A 24,874-nucleotide genomic window follows, 5' to 3' on the forward strand; every position below is an offset into this window, starting at 1 on the left:
TTTCTTATATAGTTTAGTCTTTTTAGCTTAAGACTAACTTAAGATTCCTAAGCAATTGGTTTTTGGATAAAAAACTCATCTTATAAAAAAACACCTCAAAAGAATCTGGACTCTCTTTTGAGGTGTTAGAGATAGAGCTAAAGTAAATAACTCCTAAAGAATTCTATTTTTCAACACATTTGAAAGTGTTTCCTCAACTAACTCTTTTTCTCTAGAGATTAAGTTAATTCGTGCTGAAATTTCTTTTATTCCCATCATAATATTTCGACTAATTGATAAATCATTGAGCTGTGGCTCAAAGAAGGCTTTATACTCCTCTAAACGCTTCTCTGTTTTAAAAATATTTGCAGGATAGATAACAAATTTATCAAAACTCATATCGCCACCTAAAGTAGCTTTGATCCACTCCCAATTTTCACGAGCCCAAGTCCAAGTAACTTCTTGTGTAAAGTTTCTGGATAAGAGTGGGTGATACCAACTCATCGCAAGATCTTGTGGTTTAACAATATCTTTATCCTTCAACCCATCAAGTAAATACTGGATATTTTTAGAATCTTGTGTATAAGAGAGTGCTTGAGCTAATTGACGACGGAAAACACCATTATTCGTTTTAACATAAGTATCTAAATAAAGTTTCACAAGCTCTTCGGATTCAAATTGGCGAATTTGGTTAATCAAGATATATAATCGAATAGAAGCTGGGATAGACTCAATATCTTCTTTATACTCCTCAAAAATTATCTTAGCTTTATCTACCGCAATAGTGTTTTCTGCGTAAATCATCGCATTTAAAACACTTTGACGGACAAATTCGTCTTCATCTGATTCGCCAGATATTTTTTCAAATCCTAGACGTTCAAAATTATAAGCATGAATAGCTTCTATCAGTGCCTTGAAATCCTCTTCTGCGGCTGTTCCTTCATCAATAAATTTAGATAAACCATTTGTTACTTGTACCATTGCCGTAACAACCATATGAGAGGTTTCATCTTTTAATTTTAATAGTAAAGGAATTAGTTCAGCATAAGAAATCTGACCAGATTCAGCCAGAAGGCGTCTATCTTGGATAAGTTGCAGTTTTGACGTTTTATCTAGATCATGAAGATTGGCCATCACATCATCTAATAAGATACCCTCATAATTCGTGATATAATGTGCTGTATTTTCTGTATTTAAACGAAAAGCTGATTTATTTACTGTAGCTAACTCAGAGAAGTTAGGGATTTCTAAGCGTTCCGTGGTTAACAAATCTGGGATGCCTTCCCAATTACTGTTAAGTGGGATTTGCCAAATTCTTCCCTTATCCTCATGCTCACCAATAAAGAATTGCTTTTGAGTCAAAATTAAAGTGTCATTTTCAACACATGCTGTTACTACAGGATAACCTGGCTGTTCTAACCAAGCATCCATAAAATTGGCAACATTTTTACCACTTGCATCTGATAAGGCTTTCCATAAATCTCGACCTACCGTATTACCATATTGGAAGGTTTCAAAATAGCGATTTAAGCCAGAGGCAAAATCCTTATCTCCCAACCAACGACGTAACATATGCATGAGGCGACTACCTTTTGCGTAAACAATAGCAGGATCAAATAAGGTATTGATTTCATCAGGATGATTAACTGTTACATGAACCGATTGAACACCGTCAGTCGCATCTCTTTGTAAAGCCAAAGGAACACCTGTTGTTTGAAAATCTTCAAAGATATTCCAGTTCGGCTCAATAGCGTCAAGAGAGACATATTCCATCATATTAGCAAAACTTTCATTCAGCCACAAGTCATCCCACCATTTCATGGTAACGAGATTCCCAAACCATTGATGAGCTAACTCATGGGCAACGACTAAAGCAACTTGCTGACGACTAAGTGCTGTTGAATTTTCATCCACCAATAAATAAACTTCGCGATAAGTTACAAGTCCCCAGTTCTCCATAGCTCCTGCTGAAAAGTCAGGTAAAGCCACATGATAAGACAAAGGAATTGGATATTTTACTCCGTAATAGGATTCATAAAATTCGATAATGCGTACTGCAATATCCAAAGAAAAATCAAGAGAACTTAATGGATGAGCTTTTGTTGAAAAAATACCAACTTCTGTTCCATTTTGTGTCTTAGCAGTTTTGCCCTGTAAATCTCCTATTGCAAAAGCCAGTAGATAAGAAGACATTCTAGGTGTTGTTTTAAAGGTCCATACACCTGTTTCTTTTCGTAAATCTTGATTGATCTCTGGCATATTGGATAAAACAATTTCATTTTCTTCTTGATCAAATTTGATAGATAAATCAAAAGTTGCCTTAGCCTCTGGCTCGTCTATCGATGGAAAGGCTTCACGTGCAAAATGACTTTCAAATTGTGTAGAAATCACTTCTTTTTTTCTACCCTCAACAGTATAATAAGACGGATAAATCCCAGTCATATTATCTGTAATCTTACCTGCAAATTCAAGAATCAAAGTCATGGTCCCCGTTTCAGGTAAATCGATATGAAGCGCTTCATTAGCATCATCCAATCGATAAGAGAGCTCTTGATTATCTAATTTTACAGAATCTATCCGTAAATTTTTCTGATGAAGTGAAATGTGGTTATCCAAAGCCTCCCCTGAAATAGCCACATTTCCAACAAATGTTTTTTCAGATCGATTAATATCTAAGAAGATATTATAATTTTCTGGAATAAACTTTTCGATAAACTGTTCAACTGTTTCCATAATTCTCCCTTTATCCCTGAGCTATTTTCTAAAAAATTATAATTCAATAATTTTTCCAGTTTTAAGATAAACTACCCACTCACAAATATTACGAGCATAATCACCAATACGTTCTAAGTACATGATTACTTGGAAGTAATCTTTTCCAGTAACAATAGCATCAGGGTTCTTTTTAATTTCTTCAACGGTCAGAGATTGAATTTCACGGAAATAAACATCAATATTGTCATCAGATGCTGCAATTTCGCGTGCTTTAGTTTCATCAGCATGAATATAAGCATTAAGCGCTTCTTCAATCATCACTTTAACGGCTGCACCCATTTTGGCGATTTCTTTCTCTACTTCAGGAAGACGTTCCTCACCTTTAGTACTGATAGTCGCATGTGCCATTGATACTGCATGATCTCCCATACGCTCAATATCACTAGATGCCTTTAATACAGTAATAACAGTACGTAAATCATGTGAAACAGGCTGCTGTAGAGCAATGATTTCAAGCGATTTTTTCTCAAGTTTTACTTCATACTCATTAATCTTTTCATCATTTGCAATCACTTCATTTGCCAAATCACGATCATGTGTTACAAAGCTACGCAAAGACTTTTTAAATTGTGAGAGTACCTCAGTTCCCATCACATAAAATTGATTATGTAATTTATCTAATTCTTCTTCAAGTTGTGTTCTTAACATCTTCTTTCTCTTCCTTTATCTTTTCTATCCAAACTTACCTGTAATATAATCTTCTGTTTCCTTATGTTTAGGATTTAAGAACATGTCTTTAGTATCACCGTATTCTACCAAATTTCCATCAAGGAAAAAGGCTGTTCGTTTCGAGATACGTGAGGCTTGCTGCATAGAGCGCGTCACAATAATTAATGTATAGTCATCTTTCAAGCCATACAGTGTATCTTCAATTTTTCCTGCTGAAATAGGATCCAAGGCAGACGTTGGTTCATCAAGTAAAATAACCTTTGGACTAGTGGCTAAGGTACGAGCAATACAAACACGTTGTTGTTGACCACCAGATAATCCAAGTGCTGAATCATGCAAACGATCTTTCACTTCATCCCAAATAGAGGCACCCTTCAATGAGGTTTCAACAGCTTCATCTAGAATTGCCTTATCTTTAATCCCCTTTAAGCGAAGGCCATAAACAACATTTTCATATATGGACATCGGAAAAGGATTGGGTTGTTGGAATACCATACCGATTTCTTTTCGTAAATCAACAGTATCTGTTCGTGGACTATAAATATTATGTCCATTATAAACAATTGAACCTGTTAAGGTCGCTTCTGGATTAAGATCATTCATACGATTAATAGATCGCAAAAGTGTAGATTTTCCCGAACCTGAAGGTCCAATTAAAGAAATAATTTCATTTGGATAAATGTCCAAAGAAACTGTATTTAATGCTTTTTTCTTTTTATAGTACACAGATAAATCTCTGACACTAATAATAGGTTCTGTCATATTGTTCCTCTCTAACCAAAACGTCCTGAAACATAATCGTTTGTTGATTGTAGTTTAGCATTTTGGAAGATATTGGTTGTTTTATCGTATTCAATCAGGTCTCCCAAATAAAAGAACGCAGTATAATCACTAGCACGAGCTGCTTGCTGCATATTATGGGTTACTATAATAATCGTATAATTTTCTTTAAGATCAAACATTGTCTCCTCAAGTTGCATTGTAGCAATCGGATCTAAGTTTGAGGCTGGCTCATCCATCAATAGAATATCAGGTTTTACTGCAATAGCTCGAGCAATACATAATTTTTGTTGCTGACCACCTGATAAAGTAAATGCTGATTTATGCAAGTTATCCTTCACTTGATCCCACAGGGCCGCTTGTTTTAAAGAAGTCTCAACGATCTCATCTAGAATATTTTTATCTTTAACACCTGCACGTTCATGAGCAAATGTAATATTACGGTAGATAGATTTTGCAAATGGATTAGGGCGTTGAAAAACCATTCCGATATGTTTACGAACTTCATAGACATTCATTTCAGGTTTATTAACATCAATACCTTCGTATAAAATTTCACCTGTCACTTTAGCGATATCAATCGTGTCATTCATGCGATTAAGACTCCGTAAATAAGTTGATTTCCCACAACCAGATGGTCCAATCAGAGCGGTAATCTTATTTTTTTCAAACTGCATATCTATACCTTTGATTGCTTCTTTGCCACCATAATACACATGCAAATCTTTCGTTGATAGGGCTACTTTTTCCTCAGGAAAAGTAATAATATGTCTTTCATTCCAATTATAGTCAGCCACAATGTTTCTCCTTTTTAATAAAAAATCGAGAAGAAAGTAGGACATCAAAGCCTTGTTTAAGCAAGATAGAGCCTATCTTTTTCTCGAAAATCTAAATTCTGTTTAAGCTGATGTCAGTTTCTTATGTAAGAAGCTACCAATTCGACGTGCAGAAATATTGAAAATTAAAATGAAAATCAATAGAACGGCAGCACTTCCAGCAGAAACCTCCGTCGCATCAGGAATTGTCCCCTCACTATTTACTTTCCAAATGTGTACAGCAAGTGTTTCTGCTTGACGGAAGATAGAAATTGGGCTTGTTACACTAAAGAGATTCCAGTTAGACCAATCTAGTGCAGGTGCAGATTGACCTGCTGTATAAATCAGTGCTGCTGCTTCTCCAAAAATACGTCCAGAAGCCAAGACAATACCTGTAACAATACCTGGAAGTGCTTCTGGAATAACGACATGAACTACTGTTTCCCATCTTGACAACCCTAAAGCCAAGCCCGCCTCGCGTTGTGTATGATGAACAGTGCGTAAACTATCTTCTACACCTCGTGTCATTTGTGGAAGGTTAAAGACAGTGAGTGCTAGGGCACCAGAAATAATTGAAAAGCCATACTCAAACTGTACAACAAAGATTAAATAACCAAATAGCCCCACAACAACTGATGGAAGAGAAGACAAAATTTCGATACAAGTACGAATAAAGTTGGTTAATGGACCTTTCTTAGCATACTCTGAAAGATAGATTCCCGCTCCCATTGATAGAGGAACTGAAATCAAAAGAGTTACGACTAAAAGGAAGAAGGAATTATAGAGTTGGATTCCAATCCCCCCTCCTGCTTGGTAAGAAGAGGAACGTCCTGTTAGGAAAGACCAGCTTACATGAGGTAACCCTCTAACAAGAATAAAAAGAATGAGAGAGGCCAGAATGGTAACAATAATTGTAGCAATGGCATATAAAATACCGGTTGCCAATTTATTTATTTTTTTAGCGTGCATAGTTTTTCTTTCTTTCTCTTGTAATCATTTTTACTAGCATGTTAAAGGCCAAGCTCATCACCAAGAGAACCAAGGCCAGAGACCAAAGTACATTATTTTGAACTGTTCCCATAACGGTATTACCGATCCCCATCGTTAAGACAGAGGTTAAAGTTGCTGCTGGCGTTGTTAGAGAGGTTGGGATAACTGCTGAGTTACCCACCACCATTTGAATCGCTAAAGCTTCTCCGAAAGCACGCGCCATACCAAAAATGACTGCCGTGAAAATTCCTGGTCTAGCTGCATTTAAAATGACACGCCAAATAGTTTGCCAACGGGTCGCTCCCATGGCTAGACTGGCTTCCTTGTAATGTCTAGGAACAGCCTTAAGACTATCTACCGTCATAAAGGTAACGGTTGGTAAGATCATAACAAAAAGTACAAATACCCCTGATAAAATACCAAAACCAGTTCCTCCGAAGATAGATCGGACAAATGGTACTACGACCTGAAGACCAATAAATCCATATACGACAGATGGGATCCCTACTAAAAGTTCAACCGCTGGTTGAAGAATTTTAGCACCGTATTTAGGTGAAATTTCTGTCATAAAGACTGCCGCACCAATAGCAAATGGTGTTGCGATTAAAGCAGATAAAATAGTCACAATGAAAGAACCCATAATCATTGGAAGGGCACCAAGATAAGGTTTGCCTGAAGCGTCTTTCACACTAGGTTGCCATTCTTTTCCAAATAAGAAATCAAATGGATTAATTTTGTCAACAAAGAAAGTCGATAGACCTTTTTGTGCAACAAAGATAAGAATCATTGCCACAATAAAAACAATCAACGCCAAACAGAAAAATGTTATAGCTTTACCAAATTTTTCTAAGCGAGAATTTTTTGAAGGTGACAATAATTTTTTTGCAAGTTCTTGATTTTTCACAATTGCTCCTCACACAACTATTCAAGTGAATAGTTCTTTATTATTTTTCTGTCACAGTACCGTCAGCATTTTTGGTTACTTTCATATCATGGATTGAAATGTAGCCCATGCTTACCACAATACCTTTTTGAATTTCTTCACTCATCATGTACTCTAAAAATTCTTTTGTCAAACCTGTTGCTTCCCCTTTAGTGTACATATGTTCATAAGACCAAATTGGCCAATCATTCGTTGCCACATTCTCAGCTGTAGGTTCAAAACCATTTAGCTTCAAACTCTTAACTGAATCATCAACATAAGCAAATGACAAGTAAGAAATCGCACCTGGAGTTTGCGATACAATGGATTTTACCATACCGTTAGAATCTTGCTCTTGGCTTTGTTTGGCTGTTTGACCATCCATAATAATGCTATCGAAGGTGGCGCGAGAACCTGAACTTGATGCACGGTTAATAATAGAAATCTCCAAGTCTTTCCCACCAACTTGTTTCCAGTTGGTGTATTCACCTGTAAAAATTTTTCTCAACTGTTCCGTGGTCAAATCAGATACATCAACATTCTTGTTTGTGATAACAGCTAGCCCTGCAACGGCAACCTGATAATCGACCAATGCCTCTGCATCAATACCATCTTTTTCTTCTGCGAACAAATCACTATTACCGATTTGAACTGCACCTGATTGTACTTGCGACAAACCTGTACCTGAGCCTCCACCTTGGACATTGATGGTTTTTCCAAGATTAGCACTGGCAAATTCATCGGCCGCTCCTTCAACAAGAGGCTGGAGGGCGGTTGAACCAACTGCTGTAATAGACTCACCTTTATCAATCCAACTTGAACATGCAGAAAGACCTATGCCCAATAGACAAACAAGAGCCGTCAAGGCTAGTTTATGTTTCTTTTTCAATATATTTTTCCTTTCAAAGTGAAAGTATTTTTAGAAAGTTTCTTCTATAAAAGCAACCAACTTTCCACCTTCCACTATACCATAGTTAATAACTTTTGGAAAGACTTTTTAACTAAATCGCAAACCTTTTGGAAAGGCATTCTTTAGGGTTTTGTCAACCACCTTTGCAAATCCTATTCCATTGCCTTCTATTGCGATATAGTACCAATCATTTGCATAGGATTTGGGGAGACTAACAGTTTGTCCTGAAACATATTTTTTAAAATCCTCTTGAGTCATTTCAATCACTTGATCTACTTCATCTGGATGTAACGCTAAGCCTAAAGCAAAGCTCGGTTCAAAACGCTTTTTCTTAAAGGTTCCAAGATGTAGCCCATTTCTTGCAATTTTAAGTTGACTTAAATCAGGAAGATGATTCGGTAGCAAATAAAGTTGTTCACCAAAAACTTGAAGCACCCCACTTAAATCAGTATTGACTTTCCGACGATAAAACTCCTCCCACAACTGTGCCTGTTCTCTAGTGAGATTGGTTCGAGCACTCTTTAGCTTACTAGATGTTTGGTGTGTTTGTGTATCTCTTAACTTAGCAACAAATTGTCCCTCACCCTTGAAACAATGTGGATACATCCGAGCCACCTCTGGCATATTAATGCCAGAAACCATCCCATTTTCTTTAGGAATCATTTCTAAACTTAAGTTATGGTCGATTTCCATAAGCCAACGGACAATATCTTCGTTTTCTTCTGGTGACCAAGTACATGTGGAATAAACGATACTCCCTCCCGGTGCTAACATATCTAAGGCATCTCGTAAAATTTCTTGTTGTACTTTTGCACATTGGCTAGGATAATCCTCATTCCAATATTGAATAGCCGCAGGATCCTTACGAAACATTCCCTCTCCTGAACAAGGAGCATCTAAGACAATGAGATCAAAATAATTTGGAAAGACTTTAGCTAATCGAGTAGCACTTTCATTAGTAATCACAACATTTCTTGCACCAAATCGTTCAACATTTTCAACTAGAATCTTACTTCTTTTGTGATTGATTTCATTACTCACCAAAATCCCTGTATTGTCTAGATAGGAAAGAAGATGAGTGGTTTTTCCTCCAGGTGCTGCAGCTAAATCTAGTACCTTCATTCCTTTTTTAGGTGAGGCAACCTGGGCAACCATCTGTGCTGCAGGTTCTTGGGAATAGACTAAGCCCGTCACATGATCGCTAGATTTTCCTGACACTTTTCCATAATAAGACCAAGGCATATTGTTAATTGGGGTATCAAATTTTTTGATATTGGCTTTTAAGGGATTGATTCTAAAGGCTGAAATTGCTTCTTGGTCAAATGTTTTAAAAAAAGCCTCGGCTTCATCCCCTAATAATTGTTGATATTTTTTTATAAATGTATCTGGTAACTTCATTTATTTCTATTATTTACTCCATTATAGTTTTTTATTGGATATTTTTTCATAAAAAAGAGAGTGGATAATTGACACTTTCATTCCTAAGGTGACAATTTCACTCTTTCATCTAATAGATTAACTATGCTCATTCACCACAGACTGTATCAAGGTCAATTTATCTTTCGGAACAAACATAATCGCTTGACGAGTACGAAAATCAGGATGTTCACCTGTCATTGTCAATGTAACATAGCCGAGACTTTCTCCCATAATAGATGCTGCAGCATAATCCCAAGGATAGATACAAGAGAAGTAAGCCATCAACTTTCCTTCTAAAACACGGCTCATACTAATACCAGCACTACCATACACACGAAGACCTAAACTCTGTTTAATCAGCTCACCAACTCCCATAGTATTATGAGCATACATACCGCTATTTGCCGCAATAAGAAACTGACTAATCGGCTTATCTTTGTATGGTGATAGCTCCTGACCATTTAACGTAACAGGAAATACCCCACCACCTGCATAAAGCTGATCGTCCATTAAGTTATAAATAATCCCAAATTGCCCAACACCCGCTTCATAATAAGCTAGCATAATCGCAAAATCTTGACCTTGGGACACAAAATTAACTGTGCCATCAATTGGATCTAATACCCAAACATTCCCCTCATCAATAGGGTGAAGAAGATGCCCTTCTTCTGCCAAGATAAAATCATTGGGATAATATAACTTTATCTGTTCCACTAAAAACTGCTGAGTAGCTTGATCAACATTAGTTACCAAATCATCAAACTGACTCTTACTAGCAATCTCTAGAGGGTTTTTCATACTTTCTTTAACCAAAGCACCTGCTTCTTTGATTAGGATTTTTGCAAATTCAAATTTAGTCTCCAAGTTTCAGCATCCCTTTCCCTTTTTCTTGAGCGCATTTCACTACCTGATAGGTCGAGTACCCTGAAACACTCTTGAAATCCCGATCAATTTGCTTTTCTTCCGCTTTACTTCTAACAATTTCTTTGAACATTTGATAGCTTTTTAAAAGTTCTTCGGCTCTAACTCCCTTTTCATAAGCTAACTCCACTTGATTCAAAAAATGAAGCACTGACGATATTTCCTCAGTGCTCCATGACAAATTAAGTGGATAAGAATAATTATCTTTCATCTCTTCCCTCAATTTCAGCTCTAATGGTCGCTTGGCGCAACTCTTGTTTTCTGTAATCACGCGATAAAAAGGCACGAATCTCATCTTCGTTAAATCCGATTTGCATGCGCTTACTATCCATGATAATAGGACGTCTTAATAAACTTGGATAGTCTGCTATCAACTGGATCAACTCCGATACAGACATCTCCTCAACATCGACATCTAATTTTTGAAAAACCTTTGAACGCGTAGAAATAATATCTTCTGTCCCATTTTCTGTAAAAGATAAAATGGACAGCAATTCCTGTGGTGTTAAAGGATTTGTAATAATATTATGTTCTTGATAAGGCACTTCATGTGCAGATAACCAGGCTCTCGCCTTACGGCAACTAGTACAGCTGGGTGATAAAAATAAGGTAATCATAATGGAGCCTCTTTTTAATATTTCCTACTCTACTTATATTATACCTTTTTTTTAGCTATTGAGCTATACTTTTTCGTAATTTCTTGCGAGTTGCTCATCTACTTTTAATTGAGTCACTAGCTCATCAATTCCTTTAAATTTTACCATGTCTCGAATTTTATCCAGCCAAACAACCTCTATAGTATTCCCATATAAATCACCTTCAAAATCAAAAATATGTGCTTCAAGTCGCAATTCAGTACCATCAAAAGTCACATTTTTTCCAACACTCGTCATCGCACGATATTTCTTTCCTGATAGGATAACGTCTGTAATATAGACACCATCTTTTGGTAAATGGGTTCGATCAATTGGAGAAAAATTCGCTGTTGGATAGCCAATCGTTCTCCCTCTTGCATCACCATGTACCACAATACCGCGAGTTGAAAAATGATACCCCAAAAGATGATTGGCTTCAGCGACTTGACCATTTTTGATCAATTGACGAATGCGGGTAGAGCTAATTTTTTCGTCTCCTGAGGTTTGCTCAGAAACAATCACCACTCGCCCTGAAAAGTTTCGTTGGAGATAAGCACAACTTGTCCGATTATGACCAAAATGATAATCAAAGCCAGCTACCACCGTATTAGCACGTAGACTTTCTATATATTTATGAATGAAATCATCAGAGCTAACATTAGCAAATTGACTAGTGAAGTCAACAAAATAAAGATAGTCAACACCGTATTCCTCAAATTTCTCCAAACGTTTTTGCGGAGAAACAATATGTAAGAGGAGTTCGGGTTCAAAGCGAGCAAATGTTAACTTTGGAGATTCCGGAAAAGTTAAAACTGCCACTTTAAGTCCTTTTTTATCGGCAATGAGTCGAGCTTGACCAAAAAGTTCCTTATGTCCTCGATGAAGGCCATCAAAATATCCCAGAACTAGGACCGTTTCTTCTTCTTGATGAATGTCATTTTCATCTTTAATGTGAAATATTTTCATAAATTCATTTTACCATACTTAGAAAAAAAGAGAAGAAAAAAACTCTTCTCTCTACACTAGAACCTTTCTAGGTTTATAGTCTTGATGACGTTTTTCTAAGATAGCTAAAACCTTGCCATCTCTAAAAGCTGCTACTAACTCTTTTTGACAATCCAATTGGATGAAGCGACCAAAACTAATCTCCGTCATCTGTTCTTCTGTCAATTCAACACGAGGGAGATCCCCCACACCGTACTCCATAGGAAGTAAAAACGAAAAATCTTGTTTAGCTACTTTTTCTTCTATCTGCTCTAAGGTTAGAGAATCTTGTAGTTCCAACCCTGCTGAAGCAGTTCTTTTGAGGTCTGACATATGGCTCGCATACCCTAATTGTTTCCCTAAATCTACTGATAAGGTGCGGACATAAGTCCCTTTGCTACAGGCTACTCGGAAAGTAAACACAGCTTTGCCATCTGCTACAGTAACTGGTGAGGTACGGACAAATTCGTAGATAGTTACCTGACGCTCTGGTCTATCAACTGTCTCACCAGCACGCGCATACTCATAAAGCTTTCGACCATTAACTTTTACTGCCGAGTACATCGGAGGAATTTGCGTAATGTCTCCCACAAAAGTCGCCATCGCTGCATCAATTGCCGTCTCGCTCAAGTCACTAACAGAGGTCACCTCAACAACCTCTCCTGAGGCATCTTCTGTCGTTGTAGAAAAACCAATCGTGATTTCTCCCTCATAAACCTTTCCTGCCTCTGTCATATACTCAATCACGCGCGTTGCTTTCCCAACTGCAATGGGTAAGACACCTGTCACATCTGGATCAAGTGTCCCCCCATGACCAATCTTCTTCTCCTGCAAAATCTTGCGAAGTTTAAAAACAGCATCGTGCGAGGTCATCCCCGCTTCTTTTTTTACGTTAATAATTCCTGAAATCATGTTTTTATTATAACACAAAGGACTGTTCTTGTCGGCGGTCCGGCATGATTTAGATTTCCCAATAAAAAATCATTGTTAATCCTAAAAGACAGATGGAGATCTTGGACGTATTCTGAGATATCTTAAGATTCCCCTGTTCATCACGCGCAGTCCTATAGACAACATGGTCACCTGATCTCTTTATTCTGTGCGGAGCCATTCAAAAATCTTCCTAGGTTTTTCCAATATTTTGGAAGAATGGCAGAGCTCCACATGACGTCCAATCTGGATTAGAGTTCGTTTGAAAATCTTGTTTTCAATGGGTGGCTACCATTGTGCAGGTCAACGAGAATATCCTTGACTTCTGAGTTCTGGTTGATAATCTCTGCAACAGGTGGATTAAACTCTATTAGATTATTCATAGGTTATTACCTTATTTCAACCAATAGGCAAATCCTATTGTCTGCTTTGAAAAACCGTATTGTTCATAGAATTGATGCGCTCCAGAACGCTGCTCAGTTAAACCTGAATTCAAGGCTAAAGCAATACAGCCATTTGACTTGGCAAAATCTGAAACAGCATCTACTAATTTGGTCGCTAACCCCTTTCGACGATGCTTATCTGATACTACCAATGCAAGAATACGACAGTATGCACCATCTGTTTCAAAAAAATACATTTTGTGAAATCCAACAAAACCAAGGATTTGATTATTTTCCTCAACTACAAACAAATGATAATCGGGTTGTTTCAACAAATTCAACCATCTTGACTCTAGGTCCAACTCATCTACCGGATAACCTAATTCGACCATTAATGGCACACAAGCAGTAAAATCCTCATTTTCAAATGCTCTAATCATCACTCACTCCTCCTGCAGCGCCTCAAACTTTTCACGCATAGTCGGGTTTTTTCTGGTCAATTTCTTAACAGAAACGTCTTCTAGCTTATTATTGGCAAGCCTCAATTGATTCTCTGATGTTGTCAGCGCCGCCTTAACCGCCTCCATTCGTTTAATGGATTTATCTATTTCCTCAATAGCTTTTTGGAAATTTTTACTTGCAGAATGGTAGTTTTTGGCAAAAGCTGTCTTAAAGGTTTCGAGATCCTCCTCAAAATGCGTGATATCAATATGCTGCTCTTTCACCAAAGCTAATTCTTGTTTATATTTTAAACTATTGAGCGCAGCATTTCGCAAAAGCCCAATCAACTGAATGAAAAACTGAGGACGAACTACATACATCTTCTCATACTTGTGACTGACATCCACGATGCCCGTATTGTAATAATCATTATCAGATTCTAGCATTGAAACCAAGACAGCATACTCACAATTTTTTTCTCTTCTATCCTTGTCTAGCTCCTTGAAAAAGTCCTCGTTTTTATGTTTTTTGACAGTGTCATCTGCTTCATTTTTCATTTCAAACATGATGGAGAGAATCTCGACACCATTTTCATCCGACTCACGATAGATATAATCCCCTTTTGATCCCCTGTCAGAGAGTTGATTGTCCTTTTCAAAGTAGGCATTAGGAAAAGCTAGATGGCGTACCTTATTAAATTCTGCTTCTGCATATAACTCTAAACTCTCACCGATAGCTTTTGTGGATTGCTGGGCTTTAAAGTTTTTATAAAATTCTACCTGTTCATTTGCTGCTTTTAATTGAACTTCATACTCTTGACGACTGGTAGCTAGGGCTAACTCTTGCTTTTGCTCTTGTAAAAGAAGAGCGCTTTGAGCAGCATCACGTTCCTTTTCTAGAGCCGACATAACTGCTTGATGTTCTTGATCTTTTTCTAAACTTAATTTCTCTAACTTAGATTGAAGGTCAGCTAATGCCTTATCTTTTTCAGCCAATTTTTTCTCAAACTGAAGCTCCTTTTTCACATCTAAAGCCTCTAAGCTAGCCTGTAATTCCAAAATCTCCCTATCTTTATTAGCTAGTCTATCTTCTAGGTTGCGTTGTGCCTTCTCCTTTAATAACTCTGTTTCACGTGCCAGACGCTCATGGACTTCTTTATCAAACTCTGAGCCACGCACCTGAGCTAATAGTTGACTATACTCTGTTTCGTTAACTTGAAAAGCGGTCCCGCAGTGGGGACAAGTAATATTGTGCATATTCCCTCCATATTTTTCTCTACTAATTTGAAAGTTTTATCTTCTAACAATAAATCGTCACTTCAAAAAAACGTCATTGTCTCACTTGATATTATTGTATCAAAAAAAGGTCAACTAGACCTTCTCTGACTTATAGTCTTGGTAAAAATCAACTTTTAGTTGTATAAAATGCTCCATATCATGTAGAAGTTGAAATAAGGTTGCTCTTGTCTCAAACTCCTCTCTGGTCTTAGGTAAGTCCCTTTTTCTAAAGCGTTGTAAAAAATGCTCAATAGCATCTAGGAGATCTTGAGCTGGATTTTCTTGACTTAACTGTTCAGCTGTTTCTTGGAATAACTGAGCCAAAATTAAACTCTCATCACTTTTTAAGTGACAATGATTGATATTTTCAGCCATTTGACGTAATACTTTTGTTTGCGCAATACGCATTTCAAAATAATGCACCTGATAATTAGTTTGATTAAACAATTGGTTACGTCTATCAAGATAGACCAAAGCTAGAGCATCTTGTAACATAACCTCCAACTCCTTGATGAGTTGGGCATCATTTGTACCATCACCTTTTAACAAAAAACTATTAAACCGTAATAGAATCTTTTTTAACTGTTCTTCAACCCGTTCATGGTAGTCTAAAATTTCATTTTGTCGCGACGGCATATATAAATTAAATAACAGAGCTACCCCTGCACCGATGATAAAAAGTCCCAGTTCATTTATTAACCATGACCAAGCAATACTTTTTTCTAACAACAAGTGTGTTACAAGAACAGTACTTGGTGCTATTCCTGCCTCTAATTGATAACGATAAGCTATCGGAACATAAATCAGAAGATAAACAATAACCGCAGGAATATGATAACCCAAGATACCGAATGCCACTGCTCCTAAAATTAAAGCTAAAATAGCTGAAAGTAATCGTTGTCGTGCCATTTTAAACGACGTCCGCCGTGTATCCAATACACTTAGTATAGCAATAATTCCAGCTGATGTTGCGTAAAGAAAACCTAATTTTTGAGCCATAAAAATGGATAGCCCTGTAGCTAGGGCTAATTTTATGGTACGTTCCCAAATGGACATTTCTTCCTCCTTATCTTGATTTTTATAATCGTATCCTCTCAATAGTTAATTTTAAAATACTTTGAAGAGTTCTTCTATTTTCTGAGCGATTAGATGTGGTTGCTCCTCCTTGATGATTAGTTGCTCATCAGCATAGGGGACTAAAGGGGCATATTTTCCAATCTGAACAGCATATAAGGAGTGTTTGAAAAACTCAATATCATTTTGATCGTTTCCAAAAGCCACATAGGGAGCCTTTAACACCTCCATCAATGTTGTGGCTTTATTCACACCATAGGGATTGATATATAGGCATTTCTCATGCTCATGATAAGAAAAATCAAGACAAGCCAATTCTCTAACATCTGCCAACAGAGAATCTACCAAGTCTTCATGATCTCCCATATAAATCACCATCTTGATCGGGTGCTCCAACTTCTCCAAAGACACTTCTTTTGCTAGATGAAGCGGGTCAACACTAGAAATGAAAGGAATCTTTTCTCTTAGTGAAGTGCTGTAATTAAAATCATTGTCAACGAAATAAGGGAGATTATAGGCTTGACACCAAGATAAGATTGTCTTAAAGGCTTGCTTATCAAGTACCTTATCTTTAAAAATTCGACCACCGTTAAAGACTAATCCTCCATTTAGTCCAACCACCAATCGCTGACTGAGACTGTCTCCTAAAATCCCTAAACAATCACGATAAGATCTAGCCGAAGCAAAGCCAACTTGATGTCCATATTGCTCTGCTTTTTCCAAAACATCCTTGATGGAATTATCCATTGAGAAACCATCAAAGCACAGGGTTCCATCTAAATCGAAAATAAAATACATGATTGCCTCCTTCCAAATATTCTAACACAGTTTTCAGAAAACAACAAAAATAGGAGTGTCGAAACACCCCTGTCTTTGATTTTAGGCTTTTTTCTCCTCAATCGTCATTTCACCATTTTTTAGAGTAGCGACTAGATGTTTAGCTTCTAAATGATCAAGATAAAAATCAGTCACACGATCTCTAATATCTTGTTCAATTACCCGACGAAGAGGTCTTGCTCCCATTGCTTTATCATACCCCTTGTCGATTAAGTAAGCCTTAGCTTCATCTGTCACTTCAAGTGTAATATCTTTTCTTGCCAAAGTGCGGTTGACATCTGATAACATCAAATCAACAATTTCACCAAGATTCTCTTTGCTTAAGTGGCTAAACTCAATAACACCATTAAAGCGATTTAGGAACTCTGGACGGAAGTAAGGTGCAATCCGGTCCATAATTTTTTGCTCCTCATCGTCATCTGATACTTGATTTAAACCAAATCCAGCGTTTGATGTTGCAATAATAACGGTATTTTTAAAGTTAACAGTATTACCTTGACCATCTGTTAAATGCCCGTCATCCAAAACTTGAAGTAATAGGGTAATCACTTGAGGATCTGCTTTTTCAATTTCATCAAGAAGAACAATAGAATAAGGGTTGCGACGGACACGCTCGGTTAGAGTATTACTGTTATCATCATATCCTACATAACCTGCCGTTGTCCCAATCAGTTTTGAAACAGCTGTACGATCTGAAAACTCAGACATATCCAAACGGATAATGGCATCCTTGGTACCAAACAAGTCAATTGCTAATTGTTTGGCTAACTCAGTCTTACCAACTCCAGTTGGACCAACAAATAAGAAGCTACCAATCGGACGATTACCATCATCAAATCCTGCACGATTACGACGGATTGCTCGTGCCACCATCTCAACAGCTTGATCTTGCCCAATTACTTTTCCTTTTAAGCGGCTGTTAAGTTCTTTTAAGCGCTCAATATCACTTGATCCCATATTAGAAACAGGAATACCTGTCATACGCTCAACGGATTCTGCCACATCATTGATTGTGGCTTTTGTTTTTTGAGTTTCAGTATGATTCTCAATTTGTTTTTGCAATTCTTCGATACGAACCTTGCTGTTTAATGCTGCCTCATAATCTTGTTTTTCAACTGCATCCTCTTGTTTTGATCGCTCTTTAGCAATTTCTTCTTCAAGGGTATGAACATCTGTTACAGAATGTTGTGCTGCAAGGTGTGCTGCTGTAACATCTACCAAATCTATGGCTTTATCAGGAAGACTACGTTGTGGGATGTACTGGATAGAATAATCCACTGCTGCTTTTAGAACCTCATCTGGCAAAATAACATTATGGTGTTCTTCATATAGCGAGCGAATACCTTGCAAGATTTTCAATGTATCCTCTGCAGACGGTGCTTTCACCTTAACTTCGTTGAACCTTCTTGCTAGTGCTGCATTTTTCAAGATTGTATTGCGGTATTCATCCTCTGTACTAGCACCAATGATGGTTAATTCTCCACGAGAAAGAGCGGGTTTAATAATATCTGCCAAACCTTTTGAACCACTATCTGAACCAGTATTACCTGCTCCTAAAATCTGGTGAATTTCATCAAAGAACAAGATGATGTTACCAGCTTCTTTAACTTCACTCACAAGATTTTGAATATTTTCCTCAAAGCTACCACGATATTGAGTTCCCGCTTCCAAACCAGAGATATCAATAGAAATTAACTCCTTACCTTTAATCGCAGCAGGAACATCTCCGTGAACAATAGCTTGTGCCAAACCTTCAACAACAGCTGTTTTACCAACGCCTGCATCTCCCACTAAGACAGGATTGTTTTTTGTTCGACGGGCCAAGATTTCTGAAGTTTCTTGGATTTCTTTATTTCTTCCTATTACTGGATCAAGCAAACCTAAGCGTGCTTCTTCAGTCAAGTTACGCCCTAGTTTAGCTAAAATACCGTCTGATTTTAAGGCTTTATGAGACGTTTTTTCTTTCTCAACACTTTCATGCTGTGGTAGTTGTCCTGTTTGACGATAATAGGCAAATTCTTCTGGTGTTACCTCACGGCCGTTAATTAAATAACGACGATTCTCAGTGTTATAACCACCCATATTCCCCATCAATTGGTTAAAAATGTCATCCATGTTTCCAAATCTGTCAAATTGATTATTTCTGTTTGTCATCATCATTACCTCTTATATTTTTCTATACATTAATCATCCAGATCCCATTATCTGAATTCGGCAGTTTGATCAAAATTAACCTTTTGACCTTTGCTGACCTTAAGTATATAGTAATACTTTTGTAATATAATGTCAACAAAAAAGTATCATTTTTTTGATATAATAAAAAATTTAAACAAAAAGCATATCTAGTTAGTGGAATAACTAGATATGCTTTCTATAAAATATAAAAGGCTAACAGATTATTTTTTTTCAATCGGAGCTACACTGGCCAGTAGCTTTTTCAATCCTACTTCTGAGAACTTAATTTTTAACTCTTGTGCCTGTCCTTGTCCAGAGACTTCAAGAACTATTCCATCACCCCACTTTTTATGACGGGCAACATCCCCAACTTTCCAATGGTCTAATGTTTTAGACGAAGCTTGTGTGAATGGTCTAGGTGCAGCACTTGCCTTACGTTGTTGAAGGGCCTCTTGCAAGCTCATTCCTTTGGCAAAAGATTCCCCACCACCCTTAGAGCTTGTAATAAAAGAGGTTTGAGCAGGGCGAGCTAGACCGTCATAGCTCAATAATTCCTCACTGATCTCTTTAATAAATCGCGTTGGACGATTGTAACTTGTCCGCCCAAAAAGCGTACGGCTATTAGCATTGGTCAAATAAAGAACCTCCTCAGCACGAGTAATACCAACATAAGCCAAACGTCGTTCTTCCTCCAGCTCATCTCTATCTTCTGTTGCACGAGACAAAGGAAATACCCCTTCTTCCATTCCAATCAAAAAGACAACTGGAAACTCTAACCCTTTGGCAGCATGAAGCGTCATCAAGGTCACCTCAGCTGTCTCAGTATCTCCATCATCAGTATCAGCAATCAAAGCCAAATCATTCAAGAAACGACTCAAACGCTCCAATCCTGTCTCACCCTCTGATGTCTCTGATGCCTTATCATCAAAATTTTTGGTCACAGATAAAAATTCTTGGATATTTTCTACCCTTGCTTGACTCTCTAGAGTATTTTGTACTTTAAGAGATGCTAAGTAACCTGTCCGTTCTAACACCTGCTCAACAACCTCTGAAATGGAGAGTTGATCTAAACCATCACGGATATCAAATAGAATGTTAGCTAGCTCGCCAACTGCTTGCGCAGCTTTCCCACGTAAAGGAGAAATTAAAATATTTTCAGCTGCATCTAAAAGAGAGAGTTGCTGTTCTTGAGCAAAAAGACGAAGTTTATCCAAACTTCCTGGACCAACACCACGCTTAGGCTCATTCACAATACGTTCAAAACTGATATTATCACTGGGGTTTGATATCACATTGAGATAAGCAATGACATCACGAATTTCTTTACGGCTATAGAATTTGGTTCCTCCAACCATGGTATAAGGAATATTAGATTTTAAAAGCGCCTCCTCAATCGTACGAGATTGCGCATTCGTGCGATAAAGCACAGCAAAATCTTTGAAATTTTTACCAGATGAGGTCGCCATATTGTCGATCTTGCTGGCAACAAAAACAGCTTCTTCTTGCTCATCGCGTGCACGAAAATACACAATAGCTTCGCCGTCTGCATTTTGTGTCCATAAGCGCTTGGGACGACGGTTATAATTGTTTTTAATCACATCATTAGCAGCTTGAAGGATTTTTTTAGTCGAGCGATAATTCTCTTCCAATAAGACCACCTTAGCTTCTGGGTAATCTTTTTCAAAATCCAAAATATTTTGCATATCTGCTCCACGCCAACCATAAATTGACTGGTCTGCATCTCCAACCACACAAATATTTTTAAATCGAGAAGCTAAAAGTTTGACCAATTGATATTGCGCATGGTTGGTATCTTGGTATTCATCCACATGAATATATTGGTAGCGTTGCTGATAATAAGCTAAAACATCTGGATGTTGATCAAATAAGCGCAAGGTCATCATAATTAAATCATCAAAATCCATGGCCTCGCTACGACGTAACTCTTCCTGATAAGCTTTATAACACTTAGCAACAACTTGGGTGTACATATCAGATGCTTGGTGTTCATAAGCACGTTCATCCAATAAATCATTCTTAGCGTTTGAAATTGTTCCTAAGATCGAACGCTCATTCCAATTTTTAGGATCAAGATTGAGCTGCTTAAGAATACGCTTCATTAAGGTTCTTTGTTCACCTGGATCTATGATGGTAAAATTACGATTGTAGCCAATATAATCTGCATCTCGACGTAAAATACGCACACACATGGAGTGAAAGGTCGCAATCAAGGTCTCTTGTGTTGCTGGATTTAACAGCATGGCTCGTTCCCTCATTTCACGTGCTGCTTTATTGGTAAAGGTAATCGCTAAGATATTCCATGGATTCACCATTTTTTCATCAATAAGATAAGCGATGCGATGCGTTAATACTCTTGTCTTTCCAGACCCTGCTCCTGCCATAATCAAAAGCGGTCCCTCAGTCGTCATTACCGCTTCTGCCTGCTTGTCATTCATACCGTTTAATAATGGATTCATAATATTATACAAAGGGCTATTACTTTAAAAAGTCAGCTTTCTAAAATAACTTCCCTATTTAGCTACCGTAACTAAATATTCCTTTCCTTTTTCTTTCAACAGACTTCTGTTAACAAAAATAATCCTTACTATTTTACCACTTTTTCTATAAAATATCAGAATCCATGTCAATTTACCATTCTTCAATAGCATCATAAAAGAGTTTAAAAGACTATTGACAAACATTAAAACTTTATATATGATAGAACGTATATTAATTTAATAAGCGATTGACGTTTTTCAGGAGAGAAAGGTTCGCCTTTCACCGAAGGAGTTATACTCTCAGGTATCTAGATCATTCTAGATGGGACTGATTAACCGACGGACTTCTGGAGAGACCATTTTTGGCGCCGAAGGGGCAAGGCATACTGCTCAATCTCTCAGGCAAAAGGACAGAAGAGGTATAGAAAAAAAACTAGATCAAACTAGATTTTTTGTGTAGCCTTTTATGACGATTTATCCAGAGGTATCGAAAGATAGCCTCTTTTTCTTGTTTAAAACCAATCGTACATAAGGAGATTTTATATGTTGGAATTTTTTACCGCTATTGATAACATTGTTTGGGGAGCTCCCTTACTTGTTTTATTAGTGGGTACTGGAATTTATCTGACAGTTCGTTTGGGGCTTTTACAGGTTACAAGATTACCAAAAGCCTTTAAACTTATCTTTGTTGATGATAAAGGCGAAGGTGACATTTCAAGTTTTGCTGCACTAGCAACTGCTCTGGCTGCAACTGTTGGAACAGGAAATATCGTCGGGGTTGCGACTGCTATTAAATCTGGTGGGCCAGGAGCTCTGTTTTGGATGTGGGTGGCTGCTTTCTTTGGAATGGCAACAAAATATGCTGAGGGACTTTTAGCGATTAAGTTTCGCTCAAAAGATGCTGAAGGTAAAGTGTCTGGAGGACCAATGCACTACATTCTTCTCGGTATGGGACAAAAGTGGAAGCCATTAGCTATCTTCTTTGCAGTTGCAGGCGTATTGGTTGCCTTTTTAGGAATTGGAACTTTCTCTCAAGTAAACTCTATTACCTCATCACTTGAAAATAGCTTTGGATTGTCTCCACAAATTGTTAGTATTGTCATTGCCATTATTGTAGCTATTATCATTTTCGGAGGGATTGAATCTATCTCTAACGTCTCAACAAAGGTTGTTCCATTTATGGCCATTCTCTATATCGTTGCAACTTTAGCGGTTATCTTTACCTACAGTGATCAAATCATCCCGTCACTAGAATTAGTTTTCAAAAGTGCTTTTACTAAAAGTGCTGCTATTGGTGGTTTTGCTGGAGCAACTGTTAAAGAAGCAATTCAAAGAGGGATTGCGCGTGGCGTATTTTCAAATGAATCTGGGCTTGGATCTGCTCCTATTGCCGCAGCTGCCGCTAAAACAAATGAACCTGTTGAACAAGGTTTGATCTCTATGACAGGTACCTTTATTGATACCATTATCATCTGTACATTGACTGGTCTTTCCATTCTTGTCACAGGAAAATGGACTGTTGAAGGACTTGAGGGAGCTCCTTTGACACAGGCCGCATTTGGAAGTATCTTTGGAACACCAGGCGAACTTGCCTTAACAATTTGTTTGGTCCTATTTGCTTTCACTACAATTCTAGGATGGAGTTACTATGGCGAGCGTTGTTTTGAGTTTTTATTCGGAGTGAAACACCTCAAAATTTACCGAATCATCTTTATTACGATGGTTGCGCTTGGAGGCTTTTTAAAACTTGAACTAATCTGGGTTATTGCAGATATCGTTAATGGACTAATGGCTCTACCTAATTTAATTGCACTACTAGTCCTTTCACCCGTTATTATTAAGGAAACAAAAAAATATTTCCATAAAAAATAAGTCACTTCTAGAAAAGCCATATCTTCTATCTGAGTTTTTAACTTGTAAAGAAGATATCGGCTATTTTTAATAAAAGAGGGATTTGACAAGCGCCTTTTATTCGTGTAGTATTATAGGTTGGAAAAATTTTCATAGCTTTTTCAAAAGCTATCATTTAGAAATAGGAGTTTATATGTTAGATATATTTTCTACCATTGACAGTTTTGTTTGGGGTCCTCCTTTGCTAATTTTATTAGTCGGGACTGGGATCTATTTGACTGTCCGACTTGGTTTACTGCAAGTCTTAAAATTACCAAAAGCATTCCATCTTATTTTTTCAGGTAGCGATGGAGAGGGAGATGTTTCTAGTTTCGCTGCTCTTTGTACAGCTCTAGCAGCTACCGTAGGAACTGGAAATATCGTCGGAGTGGCTACTGCTATTAAATTAGGTGGACCTGGAGCCTTGTTTTGGATGTGGACAGCCGCTTTCTTTGGGATGGCAACTAAATATGCCGAAGGTCTATTAGCTATCAAATATCGGACGACAGATGAAAATGGAGAAATTGCCGGCGGTCCTATGTATTATATCACCATGGGGATGGGGGAAAAATGGAAACCACTGGCTATAGTTTTTGCCATTTTTGGTGTGATGGTAGCCCTTCTTGGATCCGGAACCTTCACACAAGTTAATTCCATCACTGATTCGATCAAAACATCTACTGGAATCTCTCCTCAAATTGTAGGACCTATTTTAGCTATATTAGTTGCTGTCATCATCTTTGGAGGGATTCAAACGATCTCCAATGTATCAACAAAAATTGTACCTTTTATGGCTGTCCTCTATGTTCTTGCAGCCTCTACTATTTTAATTGTAAATGCTGATAAACTAGGAAGCACTCTAGCACTCGTTATCCAATCAGCCTTTACAGGAAAAGCTGCAACTGGGGGCTTCGCAGGCGCAACTGTAATGTTGGCTATTCAATCTGGGATAGCGCGAGGAATTTTTTCAAATGAATCTGGACTTGGTTCAGCTCCCATTGCCGCAGCTGCTGCCAAAACAAACGAACCTGTTGAACAAGGTTTGATTTCTATGACAGGAACTTTCATTGACACTATTATTATTTGTAATTTAACTGGTCTTGCCATTCTTGTTACTGATGGATGGAAAACCAATTTAAACGGCGCTGCTTTGACCCAAGCTGCATTTTCATCGGTCTTTTCTGACTTAGGAGCGCATGCCTTAACAATCAGCCTTGTTTTATTTGCCTTTACTACTATTCTTGGATGGGGCTATTATGGAGAGCGTTGTTTCGAGTTCCTTTTTGGATCAAAATCCATTATTATTTACCGCATTATTTTTGTTACTATGGTAGCACTCGGTGCTTTTCTTAAATTAGAGCTTATTTGGATTATTGCTGACATCGTCAATGGACTAATGGCTATTCCAAACCTCATCGCTCTTCTTGTTCTCTCCCCGATTATCATCAAAGAAACTAAAAAATACTTTGATAAAAATAAATAACAAAATAAATGGCATGATTCTTATAATTGAGACATGCCTTTTTACACGTCTAGATTTCTTTTAAATCTTATCATTTAAAATACCATT

General features: G+C 37.5%; 21 protein-coding genes, 2 pseudogenes and 1 riboswitch. Of the genes and pseudogenes, 2 read left to right on the plus strand and 21 right to left on the minus strand.

All coding sequences use genetic code 11. From position 1 onward, the window contains the following. Positions 1-153: 153 nt before the first annotated feature. From ACQRDX_RS02355 to pcrA, 21 genes and pseudogenes are all read right to left on the minus strand, one after another. A complete protein-coding gene (locus ACQRDX_RS02355) occupies positions 154-2,712 on the minus strand; it encodes a M1 family metallopeptidase (protein ID WP_427894068.1) in 2,559 nt (852 codons plus the stop codon). A 36-nt stretch (positions 2,713-2,748) separates the two neighbouring features. Continuing rightward, positions 2,749-3,402, minus strand: coding sequence for a phosphate signaling complex protein PhoU (gene phoU, locus ACQRDX_RS02360; RefSeq protein WP_427894070.1), 654 nt, complete (start codon positions 3,400-3,402; stop codon positions 2,749-2,751). 24 nt (positions 3,403-3,426) lie between these two features. Further along, the gene (pstB, locus tag ACQRDX_RS02365; RefSeq protein ID WP_354369025.1) at positions 3,427-4,185 is read right to left on the minus strand and encodes a phosphate ABC transporter ATP-binding protein PstB; all 759 of its coding nucleotides are present in this window, start codon (positions 4,183-4,185) and stop codon (positions 3,427-3,429) included. Positions 4,186-4,196: 11 nt separating this feature from the next. Next, positions 4,197-5,000: a phosphate ABC transporter ATP-binding protein PstB gene (pstB, locus tag ACQRDX_RS02370; RefSeq protein WP_427894073.1), complete on the minus strand. Its 804-nt coding sequence runs from the start codon at positions 4,998-5,000 to the stop codon at positions 4,197-4,199. A 102-nt stretch (positions 5,001-5,102) separates the two neighbouring features. Further along, positions 5,103-5,987, minus strand: coding sequence for a phosphate ABC transporter permease PstA (gene pstA / locus ACQRDX_RS02375; protein WP_427894074.1), 885 nt, complete (start codon positions 5,985-5,987; stop codon positions 5,103-5,105). Then, positions 5,977-6,912 (minus strand): phosphate ABC transporter permease subunit PstC, encoded by a 936-nt coding sequence (gene pstC, locus ACQRDX_RS02380; RefSeq protein WP_354369031.1) that lies wholly within the window; start codon positions 6,910-6,912, stop codon positions 5,977-5,979. The genes pstA and pstC overlap by 11 nt, the downstream gene beginning before the upstream one ends. 40 nt (positions 6,913-6,952) lie before the next feature. Next, positions 6,953-7,819: a phosphate ABC transporter substrate-binding protein PstS family protein gene (locus tag ACQRDX_RS02385; protein ID WP_354369033.1), complete on the minus strand. Its 867-nt coding sequence runs from the start codon at positions 7,817-7,819 to the stop codon at positions 6,953-6,955. Positions 7,820-7,927: 108 nt separating this feature from the next. After that, a complete protein-coding gene (locus tag ACQRDX_RS02390; RefSeq protein ID WP_427894077.1) occupies positions 7,928-9,238 on the minus strand; it encodes an RsmF rRNA methyltransferase first C-terminal domain-containing protein in 1,311 nt (436 codons plus the stop codon). 117 nt (positions 9,239-9,355) lie between these two features. Next, positions 9,356-10,123, minus strand: a complete 768-nt coding sequence (locus tag ACQRDX_RS02395) for an inositol monophosphatase family protein (RefSeq protein WP_427894079.1) — start codon at positions 10,121-10,123, stop codon at positions 9,356-9,358. Then, entirely contained in the window at positions 10,113-10,391 is a 279-nt protein-coding gene (locus tag ACQRDX_RS02400; protein WP_354369039.1) for a UPF0223 family protein, read from the minus strand. The genes ACQRDX_RS02395 and ACQRDX_RS02400 overlap by 11 nt, the downstream gene beginning before the upstream one ends. Continuing rightward, positions 10,381-10,797, minus strand: coding sequence for a Spx/MgsR family RNA polymerase-binding regulatory protein (locus tag ACQRDX_RS02405; RefSeq protein WP_354369041.1), 417 nt, complete (start codon positions 10,795-10,797; stop codon positions 10,381-10,383). Before ACQRDX_RS02405 ends, ACQRDX_RS02400 begins: the two co-directional genes overlap by 11 nt. 63 nt (positions 10,798-10,860) lie before the next feature. Further along, entirely contained in the window at positions 10,861-11,781 is a 921-nt protein-coding gene (locus ACQRDX_RS02410) for a bifunctional riboflavin kinase/FAD synthetase (protein ID WP_427894082.1), read from the minus strand. Positions 11,782-11,832: 51 nt separating this feature from the next. Then, positions 11,833-12,711: a tRNA pseudouridine(55) synthase TruB gene (gene truB, locus ACQRDX_RS02415; RefSeq protein ID WP_427894110.1), complete on the minus strand. Its 879-nt coding sequence runs from the start codon at positions 12,709-12,711 to the stop codon at positions 11,833-11,835. Positions 12,712-12,980: 269 nt separating this feature from the next. After that, complete coding sequence (locus ACQRDX_RS02420; RefSeq protein ID WP_427894084.1) at positions 12,981-13,112, minus strand: hypothetical protein; 132 nt, start codon at positions 13,110-13,112, stop codon at positions 12,981-12,983. Between the two features lie 11 nt (positions 13,113-13,123). Then, complete coding sequence (locus tag ACQRDX_RS02425; RefSeq protein WP_354369047.1) at positions 13,124-13,552, minus strand: GNAT family N-acetyltransferase; 429 nt, start codon at positions 13,550-13,552, stop codon at positions 13,124-13,126. Between the two features lie 3 nt (positions 13,553-13,555). Then, positions 13,556-14,452, minus strand: a pseudogene (locus tag ACQRDX_RS02430) (DUF2130 domain-containing protein); the annotation flags it as partial. Positions 14,453-14,589: 137 nt separating this feature from the next. Continuing rightward, positions 14,590-14,809, minus strand: a pseudogene (locus ACQRDX_RS02435) (DUF2130 domain-containing protein); the annotation flags it as partial. Between the two features lie 114 nt (positions 14,810-14,923). Then, complete coding sequence (locus ACQRDX_RS02440; RefSeq protein WP_427894086.1) at positions 14,924-15,886, minus strand: aromatic acid exporter family protein; 963 nt, start codon at positions 15,884-15,886, stop codon at positions 14,924-14,926. Positions 15,887-15,937: 51 nt separating this feature from the next. Then, complete coding sequence (locus ACQRDX_RS02445; protein WP_427894088.1) at positions 15,938-16,702, minus strand: HAD-IIB family hydrolase; 765 nt, start codon at positions 16,700-16,702, stop codon at positions 15,938-15,940. 81 nt (positions 16,703-16,783) lie between these two features. After that, positions 16,784-18,895 (minus strand): AAA family ATPase, encoded by a 2,112-nt coding sequence (locus ACQRDX_RS02450; RefSeq protein ID WP_427894090.1) that lies wholly within the window; start codon positions 18,893-18,895, stop codon positions 16,784-16,786. A gap of 242 nt (positions 18,896-19,137) precedes the next feature. Next, the gene (pcrA, locus tag ACQRDX_RS02455; RefSeq protein WP_427894092.1) at positions 19,138-21,393 is read right to left on the minus strand and encodes a DNA helicase PcrA; all 2,256 of its coding nucleotides are present in this window, start codon (positions 21,391-21,393) and stop codon (positions 19,138-19,140) included. Between the two features lie 358 nt (positions 21,394-21,751). Further along, positions 21,752-21,838: riboswitch (glycine riboswitch) on the plus strand. 119 nt (positions 21,839-21,957) lie between these two features. On the opposite strand from pcrA, the gene ACQRDX_RS02460 reads away from it, so the two are divergent. Continuing rightward, the gene (locus ACQRDX_RS02460) at positions 21,958-23,286 is read left to right on the plus strand and encodes an alanine/glycine:cation symporter family protein (RefSeq protein WP_427894094.1); all 1,329 of its coding nucleotides are present in this window, start codon (positions 21,958-21,960) and stop codon (positions 23,284-23,286) included. Positions 23,287-23,458: 172 nt separating this feature from the next. Beyond that, on the plus strand, positions 23,459-24,787 hold the full coding sequence (locus ACQRDX_RS02465) for an alanine/glycine:cation symporter family protein (RefSeq protein WP_427894096.1): 1,329 nt from the start codon (positions 23,459-23,461) through the stop codon (positions 24,785-24,787). Positions 24,788-24,874 lie beyond the last annotated feature (87 nt).

The sequence above is a fragment of the Streptococcus sp. SGI.013 genome (assembly GCF_050315295.1).
GTDB lineage: Bacteria > Bacillota > Bacilli > Lactobacillales > Streptococcaceae > Streptococcus > Streptococcus porcorum.